Annotated in this window: 9 protein-coding genes; 1 reads left to right on the plus strand and 8 read right to left on the minus strand. The window is 60.1% G+C overall.

Translation table 11 applies throughout. The annotated features are described in order from the left end of the window. Nucleotides 1-4: 4 nt before the first annotated feature. The 6 genes from JIN81_RS14180 to JIN81_RS14205 all read right to left on the minus strand — a co-directional run bounded on the left by JIN81_RS14180 (nucleotide 5) and on the right by JIN81_RS14205 (nucleotide 10,238). On the minus strand, nucleotides 5-601 hold the full coding sequence (locus tag JIN81_RS14180; protein WP_200281091.1) for a MotA/TolQ/ExbB proton channel family protein: 597 nt from the start codon (nucleotides 599-601) through the stop codon (nucleotides 5-7). A 6-nt stretch (nucleotides 602-607) separates the two neighbouring features. Then, nucleotides 608-2,041, minus strand: a complete 1,434-nt coding sequence (locus tag JIN81_RS14185; RefSeq protein ID WP_200281093.1) for a MotA/TolQ/ExbB proton channel family protein — start codon at nucleotides 2,039-2,041, stop codon at nucleotides 608-610. Then, nucleotides 2,038-2,823 carry a DUF3450 family protein gene (locus tag JIN81_RS14190; RefSeq protein WP_200281096.1) on the minus strand — a complete coding sequence of 262 codons (786 nt, stop codon included), beginning with the start codon at nucleotides 2,821-2,823 and terminating at the stop codon, nucleotides 2,038-2,040. The genes JIN81_RS14185 and JIN81_RS14190 overlap by 4 nt, the downstream gene beginning before the upstream one ends. A 179-nt stretch (nucleotides 2,824-3,002) precedes the next feature. Then, nucleotides 3,003-5,990, minus strand: a complete 2,988-nt coding sequence (locus tag JIN81_RS14195; RefSeq protein ID WP_200281099.1) for a hypothetical protein — start codon at nucleotides 5,988-5,990, stop codon at nucleotides 3,003-3,005. Nucleotides 5,991-6,034: 44 nt separating this feature from the next. Beyond that, on the minus strand, nucleotides 6,035-9,676 hold the full coding sequence (locus tag JIN81_RS14200; RefSeq protein WP_200281102.1) for an outer membrane beta-barrel protein: 3,642 nt from the start codon (nucleotides 9,674-9,676) through the stop codon (nucleotides 6,035-6,037). 214 nt (nucleotides 9,677-9,890) lie between these two features. Next, on the minus strand, nucleotides 9,891-10,238 hold the full coding sequence (locus JIN81_RS14205) for a P-II family nitrogen regulator (protein WP_200281105.1): 348 nt from the start codon (nucleotides 10,236-10,238) through the stop codon (nucleotides 9,891-9,893). 214 nt (nucleotides 10,239-10,452) lie between these two features. Between JIN81_RS14205 and JIN81_RS14210 the strand changes: the two genes are divergently transcribed. Further along, nucleotides 10,453-11,784, plus strand: a complete 1,332-nt coding sequence (locus tag JIN81_RS14210) for a radical SAM protein (protein ID WP_200281108.1) — start codon at nucleotides 10,453-10,455, stop codon at nucleotides 11,782-11,784. Between the two features lie 30 nt (nucleotides 11,785-11,814). On the opposite strand, the gene JIN81_RS14215 is transcribed toward JIN81_RS14210, so the two are convergent. Both JIN81_RS14215 and JIN81_RS14220 read right to left on the minus strand, forming a co-directional pair. After that, a complete protein-coding gene (locus tag JIN81_RS14215; protein WP_200281110.1) occupies nucleotides 11,815-12,381 on the minus strand; it encodes a ribonuclease H-like domain-containing protein in 567 nt (188 codons plus the stop codon). A gap of 98 nt (nucleotides 12,382-12,479) precedes the next feature. Beyond that, on the minus strand, nucleotides 12,480-17,615 hold the full coding sequence (locus tag JIN81_RS14220) for a DNA repair ATPase (protein ID WP_200281113.1): 5,136 nt from the start codon (nucleotides 17,613-17,615) through the stop codon (nucleotides 12,480-12,482). Nucleotides 17,616-17,623 lie beyond the last annotated feature (8 nt).

Raw genomic sequence — 17,623 nt, forward strand, 5'->3', positions numbered from 1 at the left:
GTCGTTAGTTCTTGAATCGCTTCGTTACGATCATGCTCTCCAGTTGGGTGAGGGCCGCGGCCACACCATCCCGCTTCCCTTTCACCACCAGAGCGATGAACAAACCGGGCAAGGCGATGGTCAGCCCGGTCTGGGTTGTGATCAGGGCTTCCTGCATGCCACTCGCCACAGCTTGCATGCCTCCCGCTCCCTGCCCCTTGGAAAGTCCGGCGAACATCGCGAGCATCCCCATCACCGTCCCCAACAAACCAGCGAGTGGGGCGGCGGCGGTGAGTGTGTTCACCACCATCAGTCGCCGATCAATTGCCGACACCGCATTCAACCGGATCTCGTTGAATCGCCTCTGAACGGTCTTGATCGTCAGGGTATCGCCATGAAGGACATAACGAATGGCTTCTCCCATCCGTCCCTCCGCCTGATCGGGATGCTTCAGCCAAGCTTCCCACTTCGCAGCATCCTTCTTGTTCAGATTGCCGTGGTTCACATAGGTCAATGCCGCGAAGGCCGTTGCGTAGAGAATGAATGCAACCCCGCCCAGCATGTACATGATCCCCCCTCCCGAAAGGAAGATCTGGAGCGCGTCTCGTAGGATACCCGGCATGACTTATCAGACAGGGTTGGCGATCAGTTCAGGATCCTCGTCGGGGGTATCATCCTCAGACACTGGGGCCGGGCTGCGACCCAACTCGGTTGTTCCGTTCATCAAGGCAATTGCCACACCTTCGACCTCACTGTATTTCCCCTTCGCTAGACTCTTCATCAACCCATGGAGAACGAGCACGGGGATTGCCACCACCAGACCCTCAGCCGTGGTGATCAGGGCTTCGGAAATGCCTTGCGTGAAGGCCTTCTGGTTACTGGAGCCATAGAGCGCCATGGCCTTGAAGGTCTTGATGATGCCCAGCACGGTTCCAAGCAGGCCCATCAAGGGCGCCGCGGCAGCCGTCAGGCCGAGGAAGGGCAGGAAGCGCTCCAACCGCGGCTTCACCACCACCAACTTCTCGAACATCGCCTCTTCCAGAACCCGGCGTTTGTCGTGGAAACGCTCCACCGCCACCTTCACCAGATCACCGGAAAGCCCACCGACACCCGATGCCTTGGCCATCGCCGCATCATTCCTGCCTTCCAACAAGTCATCGATGATCTCATTGATCAGGCGTCGGGATGGAACAGCGAAGCGAGTGATTTCCAACACCTTGAACAAGGTCAATCCCACCGCGATGAGCCCGAGACCCAGGATGGCATAACCCACGATCCCCCCCTTGGCGATGGTCTCATCAAGGCTCTCCTCGGCCGCAAGCACCTGGACGGCCTTGCCCATCGTCGGATCCAGCGGCAGCTCACCCGTCATGTTCGCCACAGCATCGGAAATCATGCCTCCTTCCACCGTGGTCAAGCCGACCACGGTCGGAAGCTCGGTGCCGGTCGCCCCGAAAGTCGCGACTCCTTCGAAGTTTCCATCATCGGACTTCATGTAAACCGATGGTCCCATGACCAACAGCTTGCCCCGGATTGCCTCGGTGCCATTGCGAAGGCCTTCGCCCTCGAACTGATGGCCACCGATCACCGCCTCCAAGCGGGCCAGACCCACCTCCGCCGCCACCAGACGCTCCTTCAGTTCCGTGGCCTGGTCGTCAGCAGACGCACCGGCCTTCGCGGTCGCGTCATCCAGTCTCGACTTGTACAGTTGGTTCTCCGCCGGGTGCAGACGGGTCAACATCGCACCGCTGTAGTTGTTCAGCACCCCCACCGCATAGTTGAACTCCGCCTCGCGCCCCTCGATCTCACGAGTGAGTGCAAGACGACTTGAGTTTCTCCGCTGCGCGGCCTTCTCCAGTGTGCGCAGTTCCCGCCCAAGCTCCAGCGCCTGATCATCGAGCGTGTTGATTTCCCGATACAAGGCACGCCGCATGGCGGTGTATTCCGCTCTGGTTTCCTCAAGCTCCTTGCGCGCATCGGCAAGTTGCTTCTCCGCCACCGTCTGGGCACCCAGACCGCCGAGCAGAACCACCGGAGCCAGCATTTGAATCACTCTTCTCATCTCAGATCAATGGGTAGGTTGATGAACTTCGCATCGGCATCACCGTTGAGCACGGTCACCATCTCGAGAACACGTGGCGCCAACTCGTTCCGTTCCTCGAACTTCCAACCCTCGACGGTGGGTGCTCCGACCATGGCATAAGTCCCGGAGTCATCGACCGCGTAGGCCGATCCCAGGCCGAAGTAGACCACGTTCATGTTGAGCTTCTTCCCGTCCTTGGTCTCATGAAGCTCAGGCTTCAAGTGAACCGTCTGTTGCCACTTCTCGGCCTCACTCAAAACGTTCAGCACGTTGTTCAGTCTCTTCGTAAGACCACTCTTCGCAGCATCTCCCTTCAAAGTGACGTCCTTCCTGACCTGAGCCATCAACTCCTTGACCCGGGGGTCCTCCACCAAGGGCTGAGGAAGAAACGGAAGCCGGGCGACAAGCTGCTCCTCAAGAGCCCGCACCTCTGTTTGCATCAACTCCTTGGCCTCGACCAAGGCATCACGTTTGGCCTCCTGATCCAGTGAATCCTTGTCGGCACCTTCCTTCTCGACCTTGGCTTCCGCCACCTGCCGGGTGAGCTGTTCGATCTCGGTCCGCAAGGCCGTCCGCTGGTCATCCAACAATTCCCGGTCCTGCTCCCATGAATCCTCCTCTTGCTGGATTTCCCGCATCGTTTCGATCCATTCCCGGACCGAATCCTTCAACTTCTCCGTGCGGGATTCCCCATCCTCCTGAGCAGAGGAAATCGCGGAGAATCCCGGGAGAAGGGCTATGATCAATGGAAGCGCACGCATGGTTTCGGAAGCGCGCGAATCAAATGGGTTTCTCCATGCTTTGCCGACTTCCACGATGTGACGGTTTCGTCAGTCAGCCCCCTGAACGAACGCGCCCAATCCGTAACAATCCACGTATCAACAAAAACCGCCCGATCCTTGCGGACCGGGCGGTTCGAATTCAGCAACCGATCCGTGGATCAGTTCCCGTCAGTGAAGCGATAGAACTTCGTTCCACTGGGGAGTGGCACATTGACGTCCTGCTCGAATGTCCAGCCACCGAGGGTGGTGGAACCTTCGAGTTGAAGCGTCAGGATCGACCCAGTGCCGTTGATGGTGTTCGCGAAGTAATCGATGTCCAGCAGCTGCTGGCTGGTCGAAAAGTCGGAGAACAGGCCCGAGTCGTCGCTTCCCACGGTGAAGCCTAGGTCGGCCAACTCCTGGGTTCCCTCGAGGGTGTCGGAGATGCCGTCGTTGTCGCTGTCGGCGAACGGAGGCGTGCCACCACCGGTGTCCTCGCTTGGCTTCGAAGCAGCGATCTGCTCCTTTGAAACGGCACTGAGATAGCCCGCCTTGTAGAGGTAGGACCAACCCCAGAGCCAGTTCGTGTCACCAAAGGCACCCCGGTAATCCACGGTTTCGTAGAAGTTCAGTGGAGCAACCGCCGGGAACGATGCAAGCGACGCACCGCGCAGCGGGCTGTCGATGGCCGGACGGGGGTCCAGACCACCATCTGCGATGCGGCTGATACCAGTGAACTTCGGATCGACGCCGATGACGCCATTGTTCGAGCCGGCTGGGTCAGCTGCGGTTCCACCACCGATGCTGGACTGCAGACCGGCCGAAGTGAAGTTCCCCCAAGTGTTGTACTGGAAGGTCGGCTTCGGGCTGCCAACTCCATCGTCCTGGTCACCGAGCGCCACGGCGGCTTCGGAAATCACGGAGTTGGAGAGCGTTCCCGCGTAGTTGTCCTTCATCTCGATCCCGTTGTTCACGCCCACACCGCCACCGATCAGGGTCGCGTTGTAGATGTTGTGGAGACTGAAGGGTGTGGCATTGTCAGGCGTACCGTTGCCACCGTCCCACTCACCCAACTTGTCACCGACCGAACCGTCGGCATTTTGAATGGCGAACCAGAACTGGTGATGACCCACGTGACCTTCATCAAGGTCGAAGGATTCGTCCCAGCAGAAGGCAACCGCGATGCGCTTGGTGTTCACCGTGCCACCGAAGATCTCGAGGCCGTCGTCGCTGTTGGCGAAGATCTCGACGTTCTCGATGGTGGTTTCGGAACCGACACCACCGAGGGTCAGGCCGTTGATCTCCTTACCAGGCGAGAACTCGAAGCCGCCCCAGCGGATGGAAACGTAGGTCAGGACACCGCTGTTGTCGGTCGCATCGTTGCCACCGTAGAGCGTGCTCTGGCCGAGCCCGGTCGGGAAGCCTTCGATCTCGTTCTCGGTCTGCTGGACGTTGCCATCGTAGAAGTTAATCGGTGCGTCACCGAGCAGGATAACACCACCCCAGTAGCTGGCGTCGAACTCGGGATCGAGCGGAAGCTGGCCGGGATCACCACCCGGTCCATCGCGCTCCTCGAGGGCGGTGAAGACGATGGGTTGCTCGCAGGTACCCTCGGCCATGATCTGCGCACCACGTGTGATGATGAGCGAGCCGAAGGTGCCACCAACGGTGTCCTCGGTGCCGTAGATCGTGGTGCCGGGCTCAATGGTGAGAACGGCGTTGTTGGTCACGAAGATCGGCTTCCTGAGGATGTAGCACTTGTCATTGGTCCAGGTGGTCGACGTGGTGATGTCGGCAGTGACTTCGACGTCGTTGCAGACTTCACCCAAGTAACCGGCCTGCGACAGATAGGACCAGCCGTCGAGCCAGGTCGTGTCGGTTCCGAAGGCACCACGGTAGTCGACCGTTTCGAAGAATCCGGCCGGAGCACCGCCCGGGAATCCCGCGAGAGGCGCGCCAAGCAGCGGGCTGTCCGCCTGCGGACGGGGGTCAAGGCCACCGTCGGCGACCCGGCTGATGCCGCGCAGCTTGATGTCCACGCCGATCGCACCGTTGTCCGAGCCGGCGGGATCGCCGGCACCGGCTCCACCGATGCTGGCCTGGAGGCCGGCCGAGCTGAAGTTGCCCCAGGTGTTGAACTGGAAGGTCGGCTTCGGGCTGCCGACACCGTCGTCTTGGTCGCCGAGAGCGATGGCGGCTTCGGAAATCACGGAGTCGGAAAGCGTTCCCGCGTAGTTGTCCTTCATCTCGATGCCGTTGTTCACGCCGACGCCGCCACCGATCAGGGTCGCGTTGTGAATGTGATGGAGGCTGAAGGGAGTCGAGTTGTCCGGCGTGCCGTTGCCGCCGTCCCATTCGCCCAGCTTGTCGCCGACCGAACCGTCGGCATTCTGGATGGCGAACCAGAACTGGTGGTAGCCGACGTGACCTTCGTCGAGGTCGAACGATTCGTCCCAGCAGAAGGCAACCGCGATGCGCTTGGTGTTCACCGTGCCACCGAAGATCTCGAGGCCGTCGTCACTGTTGGCGAAGATCTCGACGTTCTCGATGGTGGTTTCGGAACCGACTCCACCGAGGGTCAGGCCGTTGATCTCCTTGCCGGGCGAGAACTCGAAGCCGCCCCAGCGGATCGAAACGTAGGTCAGGGCGCCGCTGTTGTCGGTCGCGTCGCTACCACCGTAGAGCGTGCTCTGGCCGAGTCCGGTCGGGAAACCCTCAATCTCGTTCTCGGTCTGCTGGACGTTGCCGTCGTAGAAGTTGATCGGCGCGTCTCCGAGCAGGATGACACCACCCCAGTAGCTGGCGTCGAACTCGGGATCGAGCGGAAGCTGGCCGGGATCACCACCCGGTCCGTCGCGCTCCTCGAGAGCGGTGAAGACGATGGGCTCGTCGCAGGTGCCGTTGGCCCACAGCTTGGCGCCACGGGTGACGACGAGCGAGCCGAAGGTACCACCGACGGTATCCTCGGTGCCGTAGATGGTGGTGCCGGGCTCGATGGTGAGTTCCGCATCATTCGTCACGAAGATCGGCTTCTTGAGGATATACTCGTTGTCCTTCGTCCACGTCGTATTCTCAGTGACGTCTGTTGTGATCTCGACATCAGCTGCAAAGCTGATCGTCGGGATGGCCAAAGCACCCGCGAGGAGTAGTTTTCTGGTTCGTTTCATGTATCTTGGTAGTGGTTGATCCGATGTGGACCGCAACTCCAAGCTCAGTATTCGAACTTGAACGAGAGACTGAAATTGCGGCCAGGACTGTAGGACTCGTAAACGAGGTCCGTCCCGTCGAAGACCTGCTTATCGACCGAATCGAGAAGGTTCCCGCACTTTAGTTTGACGATTCCGACACCGTCCCACAGATCGAATCTTTTCTGCACCACCAGATCCAGGAGATCGAATGACTCCCTGCGAATCGCAGGATCGACATCACTCAAGGGAACGCCAGTGAGATACGAACCCGTGAAGTTATAGATCAGATTCGCCGACCACCCACTATCTGCATCATCCCATCCGAGGTTCATGTTGAAGATATGATTCGGCTGACCCTCGAATGTCGTGCTGATCTCATCAAACATCACACCACGACGCTGAAGATACACCAGCGATGAATCAATGTAGGTGAAGTTCGAACTGATGGACCAATCCTCCAGAAACCGGTGACTCACCTCGAACTCCACACCCTGCAAGGTCCCCTCTTCCCCGTTCACCCACGTCTTCCTGCCCAACTCATACGCCTGAGCGATCGGATCCGTCATGCTCTTGTGGAACAGACTGACCGCCACTGAGGTATCGTTGGTCGGACGCCAGCCAACCCGCAGATCATAGTTACTGATCCTTGTATCCGTCAGATCGGGATTTCCCTGTACCTCGTCACCACTGGCCTGATCCTCCGTGATCACCGGAGCGAACTCGTAGAAGGTCGGCCGGGCCACGGTCTTGGACCATCCCAAGGTGACATCAAATTGCTGGTCGCGCCCGAACTCCCGCCCGATCACAATCCCCGGAAGCCAGTAGGCGGAACTCTCGGAAACCGGACCCGGAGTCACGGCAAAGCTCGGATTCAGCCCGGCAAGCACATCATACGTCCGCTCCTCCTCTTCGTAGCGGACACCACCCACGATACTCCAACCGGCCAGACTCAGATCCCCCATCAGGTAGCCTGCGGCAAGGTCCGTCGAGGCATCCACATTCCGCACGGTTCGACCCGAGGTCGACTGCTCGAGAAGAATCAACTTATCGCTCCGATTGGGATTCCCCGACCAGCCATCGAATTTCGGAGTGCCATCCGGTTCATACAACGAGTCGTAGTTGTTCAGGTAGTCGACGCCATACTGACCGCCATCCCGGTCGAGCAGGTTCCCATTCAAGCCATTGCCCACCCGATTGATGAAGAACCGTCCCCTGACTTCACGATCCCGATCAAAATGATTCAGGCCGGTTGACAACTTGAACCAATCATTCTCGTTCCGGTCCCAGACAGGGAAGACGAGGTCGACCCTTTCATTGCCTGCTTCTTCGACGGTCTTCAGACTCTCACGGAAGCTCTCATTCTCCGGCGGGCTCAGGTCATACACATCCGCAGCGGTGAAGACGGTCCCGAGGCTGGGATCATAGACATCCCCTTGTTCCGTCACGATCCGGGGGTCGGCAAAGTCGAGCTGCGAGTAGAACAGGGTCCGTGTGTTCGCCCGGTCCTCAATGGCTTCACTCCTTGAGAACACCCAGTCGAACTCGATCGGGTTATCCTCATCACCAAACTCGTGACCACCCACGACCTGATTCAGGGTGAGCGTCCGCTGAAGCGGCGTGATGGTATCGAATGCCTGATAGGTATAGGCACCCGCACCGAACGGGTTTTGACTGGCCGGAAGATACGTCCCCGTTGTCGACCTTTCATCCAACAGATCGCGACCCCGCTGGACCTGGTCCTCACCACGATGATTCTGAAAGTACGTATACGAGATCTGATGCCGGTCACCCGCCCGGACCCCGATGCTACCGAGCAGGCCATAGCCGGCGAAGGCGGTGTATCGATCCTCGATCTGCGTCCGTTCCAATCGATCATCCGCGGTTCCAACCATGCCGTCTGCACCACCGTTGAAAACACGGCCAACTTCGACGCCTTGTCGGATCTGATCCCCCGCACCCCACACACCGGAACCGACAAACCCCACCTCGAGCCCATTGTCGAACTTGTGCGTGTTGCCGAAGGATGCCGAGAAACCCCGACCCAGTTCCGGGTCCCTTGCCGCGGGTCTCATGCCACCGCTCAGGTGCAGCGAATTCCACGCCCGGATGCCTTCTTCCGCAGCAGCGGCCTGGGTCGGGTTGTTGAGATTGGGTGGTCTCCGTCCGTCCCAACCTTCGGACAATCCACCACTGGCCAGATCACCCACCAAGGGACCCAAGCCATCATTGGGTTTTCCCAGCAGCCCCAGATCACGTCCGGGCACGGTGTAGAAGGTATCCGCGTCGAGATTCTCGTTGAACCCCGTTTCCATCTCGAACTCCGCGAACGCTTCTTCCGGAAACGAAAGGGTGTTGATGGCCACCAAACCACCCGCAAACTCACCGGGATAGTTCGGCGTGAAGGTCTTGAAGATGTTGATGGACTCCAACAGGTCGCTCGGGAACAGGTCGAGCTGGACTGACTTGCGCGAAGGGTCCGCGCTCGAAATGAGTGCCCCATTGACCGTCGTATTGGAGTAGCGGTCGCCCAGACCCCGAACCACCGCATACCTGCCGCCAACGATATTCGCCCCTGCGATCTTCGAAACCGCACCCGCGGCATCACTGATGCCGGACCGGGTGAACTCGGACTTGTCCAAACCCGATCCGATGTTCGCTCCCAGCTCGATCCCCAGGTCGAAGTCCGCCTGGTTCGACTCGTTGTATTCGCCGACAATGACCTCCTCCGCCAACAGGAACTCACCCTCGTCTGCCCCCGTCGGCTTCACCCTCAGCGCGAGTCGAACCTCTGCGGGAGAACCCGGACGCGGGCTGGCCGTCGTTTCACCCATGGAGTATCCCAGCTTCAGAACTTCGATGGAGTAGTCACCACTCGGCAGCCCACCGATCTCAAAACGCCCCTGAGCATCAGTCTCGTCCTCACGACCCGTGCCCACCACCGAGACGATCGCGCCGGCAATCGGCTCAAGCGTCGTGGCGTCCGACACCTCGCCCGCGACCGCACATTGCCCGACTTCCTGCTCCACCATGGTCGGGTTTCTTGGCCGCTCTCGCAGGATATCGTCCGGGATCTCCGGGTCCTCGCCCCCCTCGGGAGCGTCGGCAGGCACCCATCCTTCGCCATTTTCCTCGGGCGGATCCATCCCCACCTCGGCGTCCGGCAGCGGCAATTCCTCATCAAGATGCCCGGTGGCCACGGATTCCTCCACCTGGTCGGGATCAGATTCCTCCGCATAGACCTCCACCCAGTTCTGGGGATGAAGCGGCTGGCCCCACAACGAGCCACTCGTTTCCAACAGCAGCAGGTAGCTCACCCCGTCCGCCGCGAACGGAACGAACAAGAACGGCGGATCAATTTCGCACCCCACGTGACCCTCACGAAACGTCTCATCCACATCGCTTGACCTGCTCCCCTCTTCAACCCTTTCCGGAGTCTTGTCGGGAAGGAGGTCGGCTGAAACGGCGGATGCGGAACCCGCCGGCAGAAGGATCGCGGTTTCCAAGGCCAGCGACGGCCCGAGGCACATCCATGGCGCGGTCACGACCAGCACAAGGGCAGCCAACAGGCGATGCCGCAGGTTCCCGGCGCTGGGACTGAGCCCCTCCACCACGAACCATGAGGTGAGCCGACGAAACAACGATGGAAGGGACGATAATGAACTCATCAGCAAGGAAGCTGTGAGCCAATACCCTTCCTGCTCTATCCGACGAAGGGACAGGCAGTGACGCTTCCGTCACGGAACCATCACGGAGAAATCATCAGGATCGTAACAGTTCGCGCGAATCCTGTTAGACTCCGGCCGTTCGCCAAAAAAAATGGCCGGTTGCCACAGTGGGCAACCGGCCATGAAACAAGAACAACAGAACCAGGAAAACGGGTCAGTTCACGGCCACAGCCGACGAACCGGTTTCTCCAGTACGGATGCGGATGGCTTCCTCAACCGGAGAGATGAACACCTTGCCGTCACCGATCTTGCCGGTGTTGGCGCTCTTGACGATGGCCTCGGACACTGTGGGTGCCTGCTCATCATCAACGATGATTTCGATCTTCACCTTCGGAAGGAAGTCCACGGTGTACTCGGAACCACGGTAAATCTCCGTGTGGCCCTTCTGACGACCGAAGCCTTTCACTTCGGTCACCGTCATGCCCTGAATGCCCACTTCGGCGAGGGCTTCCTTCACTTCTTCCAGCTTGAATGGCTTAATGATCGCTTCGATTTTCTTCATTTTTGGCGGATGGTCTGAATGCGGAGAGCAGGGGGCGTGCCAACTGATTCCGTAAAATTTTTAGAACGCCCCGAATCTATCGCGGCGGCCCGCAGTTTGGCGAGAGCAAATCAAGGCAGCGCGCGCTTTCATGGCTTCCCAGTCTTGGTAGGGTCCCGCTAGTGCTCGCCCCATTCGTCCCCACACTGGATCTCTCTGCCGCCCACCCCAATCCATGATCCCTTCCCTTCGAGAGATTCTTAAAAAGACTACATCGAAGTGCCCGGTCTGCCACGAACTCTGCGCTGCCGAGGTCTGGAAGGACGGAGGCAAGCCGCCGAAAATCTGGATGAGCCGCACGTGCCCGATCCACGGCATTCACGACCACTGCATCGCCAGCGACGCTCGCTTCCACTGGCTCTCCACCGGCGATCCCTCAAATGCATGCGGACCCGGGTGCGCCTGCCCGACCGCGGACGGCGGCCCGCTGGGCACCCTCGGACAGAACGCCGACAAACCCGGAACTCCCGAAACGCTCGCAACCTGCCTCGCTCTGATCGAGATCGTCGACTCGTGCAATCTCGCCTGCCCCACCTGCTTCGCCGATTCCCCGGTCGGGGCGCATGCCGACCGCCTGCAGGCGCACCCTCTGGATGCCATCAAGACCCGCATCGAAGGCGTCCTCGAACGCAAAGGCGGCATCGAAATCCTCCAGCTGTCCGGTGGCGAGCCCACCCTCCATCCGGAGCTTTTCGAGTTGCTCGACTGGATCCACGAAGAACCGCGGATCGACTACTGCCTGCTGAATACCAACGGCCTTCGCATCGCCCGGGAACCTGACTTTCGCACCGCTCTGGGTGAACGAGCCAGACGCGGACACTTCCAGCTCTACCTTCAATACGACGGCCCCGAGGAAGCCGGACAGCGCGAGCTCAGAGGCACGGACCTGAGGCCCGTGAAGAATGAGGTGATGGCGCACTGCGACACCGAATGCATCCCCTTCACTCTGGCCATGACGGTGAACTCCCTGAACCTGAACCAGTGCTGGGGCACCGCCAAAGTGGGCCTGAGACATCCCAGTTGCCGCGGGGTGTCTTATCAACCGATGTTCACCAGCGGACGCTCCCCCGATGCCCAGCTCGAACGACTGAATGCCAGCGACATCCTGCTGGCCTTGCTCGATGCTGAAGCCAGCCCGCTGGATACCCGAGACTTCACCCCACTCCCCTGCGGTGACCCGAATTGCGCGACCATCGGCTACCTCCTACGCACCCCCCTCGGCCTCAAGAGCATCTCGGAGTTCATCGACTTCTCCGGCATGCACGACTTCCTCCGCGACAAGGTCCGCTACGAGCTGGAGGACCTGATCAAGTGCGGCTGTGAAAACACCGAGCTGGGTGAACTCCTCCACCGCTTTGAGATGGACGAAAGCCACGCCTTCCGCCTTTTCATCAAGCCCTTCATGGATGCCTGGGACTGGGATGAGGATCGCATCGACCGATGCTGCACCCACGTCATCCGACCGGACGGCCAGCTCGACTCGTTCTGTCGCTACTACGCCTCCTGAACGCACCAGCTCCGTGGGCGGGATCCCTCCCTACTTCCAATCGACCTCGACTTCCTGCAGCTGCCCACCCCGGTCGTGGTACTTCAGATGACCATGTTCCACCGCGTATTCGTGAACGCACTTGGTCACCTTCACGTCGAACGCGCAGTACTCCGCGATCTTCATCAGCGGCTCGATGTTCCCGGTCTTTTTGTGCTCCTGCCACCACTTCAGCGCATCCAGGCCATCGGCGGTCTTACCCATCCCGAGTGAACCCGCCGCAGCGGCATCCAGCTTCAGCCGGAATCCCAGGATCTCCTGCAAGGCCAGCATCATGTCCAGATTCAGCGTCTGGTTCGGCAGGTCGAAAACCGTGTACCCCTGAAGCACCGGGTAGTCGAATTCCACGTGGTTCCACCCGACCACCAGGTCGGCCTTGAGGAGTTCTTTGACGAGTTCGTCCACCTCGTCTTCCCCGTAGACCCGATAGCTCTCGTTGGCAGTGCTGTAGGTCACACCCACCGACATCATCATCTTGTCCTTGTGCGCGGAGCCGCCCACATCCGAGAAGCTGCGCTGCGTCTCCAGATCGAAATACACGATGTTCTTCTCGGCCACGCGCGAAGCCTAAAGGGCAAGTCGGCGAAAGACAAACCACGGAACGCCCCGAATACGCAGAATCTTCACAAGACCCGCTTTCTCCCCGCGGCGCACTCCTACTCCGGCGCCCTGTCCGCATCCTTGTCGCCCGCCGGCTTCTTCTTCGCCTTCCCGATCTTCTTCACCGTCTCCTGGCGGACCTCCGGCTGGATATCGATCGGTGACGACTTGGCGACCTTCTCGATCGAACCGTCCTCATCCTGAACCGGCACCACCTTGATATCCACCTGCACCGGGACGGCCCGCAGACCATCGATGATCTGCCGCAGTTGGTCGACCGAGGTCTCACTCAGCGACTGGGGTTTCGAGTAGCTCGAACCAACTTCCGTGATCGTTTCGCCAATGGCGGAAAGTCCGTCGTTGAACTGAGTGAGCTGCGCGACCACTCGCGCAATCGGATCGTCCTCGCCAGCACCCCCGAGCATCTTCTGGCGTCCGAACTCCTTCTTGATCTGCTGCCAACGCTCCGCCTGCACGCCGTCGAGAATCCCCTCCATCTCGTAAAACTTGAGCAGATTCGCCTCGGCCGCAGTCGTCAGGTTCTGCGACTCGCTCTTGTAGTGATCGAGCACGATCTGCCGCACCTCCTCCTCGGTCATCAGCGGGAGGACCTTTTCCGCGATGCGGTTCATGTTCCGATAGGAACCCTGCAGCTTGAAGGGGGGCTCGGTCCGGTAGTTGTCCTCCTGCGCCGCACTGCGGATGTACTCGAGGTTCACACGCAGAATCGTATCCCGGACGACCAGCAGGTGCTTGGTGGCCGCCACCATCTCGTCGATCTCCGCCGGAGTGTAGTTCCCTTCGAAATCCTCACCGTCCCGGGAGCCGGTCTCGGCGATCCGGATCAGCGTGAGCACATCCTTCTGCGAGCGGCTGGCCAGCCGCGACAGCGCGCCATTGGAAGTCAGCGAGTTCTCGATGTAGCTCGACTTGAAGGCCGCTTCGTGACCGCCGAGGATGTCACCCAGGTTGTAGGTGTCCGCCCGGTTCGCGAGCATGTCGGGAATCTGGAACTTGCCGCCACTCTCGGTGTACGGGTTCCCCGCCATGACGACCGCCACCTTGCGGCCACGCAGGTCGTAGGTCCGCGCCCGGCCCTGCCACACCCCTTCGATCTTCCGCTGCGCATCACACAGGCTGATGAACTTCTGCAGAAACTCAGAGTTCGTGTGCTGGATGTCATCGACGTAGATCATCACGTTGTCACCCATCTCCAGCGCCAGGTTCAGACGGATCACTTCCTGGCGCGCCGATGCATTCGGAGCATCCGCCGGATCGAGCGAAACCACATCGTGCCCGAGCGCCGGACCGTTGATCTTCACGAAAGTCAGGCCGAGCCGGTTCGCGACATACTCCATCAAGGTCGTCTTGCCGTAGCCCGGCGGAGAAATCAGCAGCAGCATACCCATCCGGTCGGTCCGCGTCTCGGATCCAGCCGTGCCGAGCTGCTTCGCCAGGTTGCCCCCGATCATCGGCAGGTAGACTTCATCGAGCAGACGGTTCCGCACGAACGCACTCATCACCTTCGGCTTGAACTCGTCGAGCCGCATCGACTCACGACGCTCCGTCGTCAGCTGATGCTTCATCCGCGACAGCGCGCGGAAAGACGAGGCCGGACCCGCTTCGTGGGCCGCCAGACGTTCGAGGAACTCACTGTAGTGCAATTCAAGCCGCCCGCCTTCAACACACTCGTGATCCGAGCGTAGACCATCGACGGAAACCGCCAACTCCACATCCTTCACCGACCGCTGCTCGAATCCACCCCGGGCCAGATGCACGGCAGCCTCATCCACCACCGAGCTCCGCAAACCGTCCGGTGTGCTCTCAACCACCGACGGATCGGTCACCACGAATCCATCCAGCCAGATCCGCGCGATCTCATAGCGCGGACCGGCAGCCACACCATCCTGCTGGAAGGGTGATTCGATCCGCTTGGACACCAGGGCATGCTCCAGCGCCTTGGCCAGCCGGGCCGCTTCCGATGAAACGATGAACTCCCCTCCTTCCGCCAACTCTTCGGCGAGATAATCCACCACCTGTTGGGGCGACACCTCGCCAAACAATCCGGTCTCCTCCTGCCACGCCGTGAAAGCACGCTGCAGTCGACCCTTCCACCGGCTCGGCCCTTCACCGCCGGGGAATGCACGGCGCCCCCTCCCGTAGGATTCAAACATGCCTGCCAGATCCTCCTTCGATGGAAGCTCCCACGATTCCCAGAAAAGGACCGCCGCCGCTCGGGTCCGCGGACCGAACCTCAACAAGCCCGCCTCCGCATGAATCGGCAACAGGGACTCCAACAGCCGCGCCGCATCCTCATCATGCACCCCCTTCGTGTATCCTTCCTCATAACGCGGCTGCATGAAGGACTGGACGCTCTTCAAAAGATCATCCGGCATCGCCCCCTCGAAGCGTTTCAGATACTGCCAAGCAAGATACTCGACCCTCGCCACCTGCGGCGACTCGCTCGGCACCTCCATGTCCCACACCTCCCTCGTCGCAAGAAATGCCTCATCGGTGACCGGCTCGAAAAACTTGGTTCCCGCGAGGTGAAAAGCCATGCCCTCATCATGGGGCACGATGGTCATCTCCAGCGGCTGGGTGTTCACGCTGAAGGAGTGCTTCCCGAAGCGCAGCACATTCTGCCCGTCGACATACAACTCCTTGCGATCCTTCAGCTGCCTCACCCCGTCCTCGCGAAGCGTCTTCAGCCGCGTGCGGATGTCATCCGCCTTCACCGAGTCCCCGAGGTCCTCGAGCTGCCCGATCACATCGCGCACCTTCTCGACCATCGCATCACTCGCGAAATAGGCATGGATCTCCTCCACCTCCTTGATGGCGGACAGCCGGTTCCCCACACTGGAGAGAATCCGCTCGGCCGACTTGAACAGGGAACCCGCCCTCTTCTGTCGTGCCTCGAGCAGCTGCGTCCGGCGACCTTCGAAAGCATCGTAGATCTCTTCGCGACGCCCCGTCAGTTCCTCGATGTACTCATCGAACTCGGCGAATCGGCCTTCCAGGTCCTCGACCTGAAGCATCAAGCGGCTCAGGGCCTCATCACACTTCTCCGGTGAGTCGCAGAGGTCGAGCTGATTGGCCAGCGCCTGCGCCAACAACTTCATCTGCGCCGAGAACTGCGCGTCGCCTTCACCACGGGCCAGTTCCTTGCGCCGATTCCGCAGCGTGCCCCGCGTGCCGTTGAGCTTCGCGAAGAGCCCCGAAATCCGCTCAATGATCGCCGTGGTCTCAGTCGCATCCGCGATCTTCAAGCCACCCACCACATCAATCAGCATCTCGAGCTCCTCACCCGCCTGATCGAGTGACTCCGCGACCTCATCGGCTTCAAGCACCGTCGCAATCTTCGGCACCCGTTCCTCCTGGTCCTGGATGGCCGCGGCATACTCACCCAACGAATCCTCGCCCAACAGGAAGTCGACCGTGCGCTGGGAAAGTGACTCGGTGCCCTCCACCACGCGCTGCTCGAAATCATCGATGTCTTCGGTAAGCACATAGCGGACGTCACGCAGCCCGATCACCTCACCACGGATCCGGCGCAGAGCCGCCAGGTTCGCCACCAACCCCTTCAGGTCATCGCCAGGCACCGTGGCCGCACTGCGGAGCGCTTCGTCCACGGATGCCCGAGCAGCCGCAGTCCGCTCTTCCGCCGTCCTGCGCAGCGCACGCACCTTCTCAAACTCACCGATCGCCGCCTCGGCCGTGCTGCGGATCGCCTTCAGCGGCTCTGCCAGTTTCCCGCAGTCCTCACGACCGAGCCAGAAATACGAGTCCAGCAGATCGCCAGACCGCTTGACCAGATCCAGATACAGCCCTCCAAACGAATCATCCTTCGACAGCAATCGCAGCAACTCTCGGGATTCCGCCATGCCCCGGACCAGCTCCGGATTGCCGATCTTGAACAGGTAGGAATCCTGGTTCGTCGCGGCCTCCGCCGATGCCTCGTCATCCAAATACGGGGTTTGCCATACTTGGAGCGAGTGGTGCTTCTGAGGTTCACCATCGGCGCGGAAGAGGACCAGCGAACCATCTCCGAAAAGCGAATAGCCCGAACACGTGATCGGCGTGTCGATCTCTTGCGCGATTCGGTTGTAGGACAGCAGCACATACTGGCCGTTCGGACGATTGTAGAACGAGTAGAGGACGTCCTCTCCATTCGAACTCATCACCTTGCGCTCGAAGCGCATGTCGACACGACCGTGGTCGAAGGTCTTCACCTCCCCGCTCTGCAGCAGGTAGCCATTGGCGAAGACGATGCCGTGATCATCCGGAAGCAGCACACAGGAATCCCCGATGGCATCCAGACGGTGCACCTTCTGGGTCTTCTCGTTGTAGACCAGATAACGATGCAGCTCCTCCCGGTAGGGAAGGATCTTCAGCAGGATCAGCGAGCCCACCGTGGCGTAGAATATCTCGGCGTCATCCAGCGTCTGATCGCTCTCCGTCACCGGCTCCTCGTAGATCCCCCGGCCCGACGCCGTGTTGTCCTCGACCTTGACCGTCAGATCACCACCCACGGTTTCGACGAACACGCGGTCTTCAATCGAGATGTGCGGATGCTCACCACCACGGTGCATCCCCCGGTGGGCACGCAGCCACTCGAACTCGTGCTGATCCGGATAGACGTATTCGTGATCGAAGCGATTGCCGACATACTCCAGCGATCCATCCATTCCGAGGACCCACTTGAACACCTTGATGTCCTCGAGCGTCTTCCCCGTCCGCATCGCAATGAAGAGATGCGGCCCGATGACCATGAATTTCTGGAAGACCGTCTCCCGATAATACTTGTACAGATAGAGGAAATCCTCCTTGAAGGCTGAAACCCCCAGCACTTCCTCGATCGCCACCGGGTGGAACGAATGATCCTCCGGATTGTAATCATACACCTTGAAGACATCGGCGATGTCCGTGGTCTGCTTGAGACCGAACTGGATGTTGTATCCAAAAAGGAAACGTCGCTTGCCGATCGCGATCAGATCCCGCGCGACGCAATTGTGTTCCGTCGAGATCCGCTCGGTGCCGAGCAGCATGGTCTCCACCCCGCCGAACACCTCGAGCCGGTCTTCGTTCAGGCGGTCCAGGCCGCCCTGCAAGGCTTCACCATGCTTCGCCAACCGGGCACGGATCACCTCATAGGCTCCGCCCTCAAGTTGGTCAGATTGTTGATCGTCGGACATTCAGTTAA

The sequence above is a fragment of the Haloferula rosea genome, from assembly GCF_016595525.1.
Lineage (GTDB): Bacteria > Verrucomicrobiota > Verrucomicrobiia > Verrucomicrobiales > Akkermansiaceae > Haloferula > Haloferula rosea.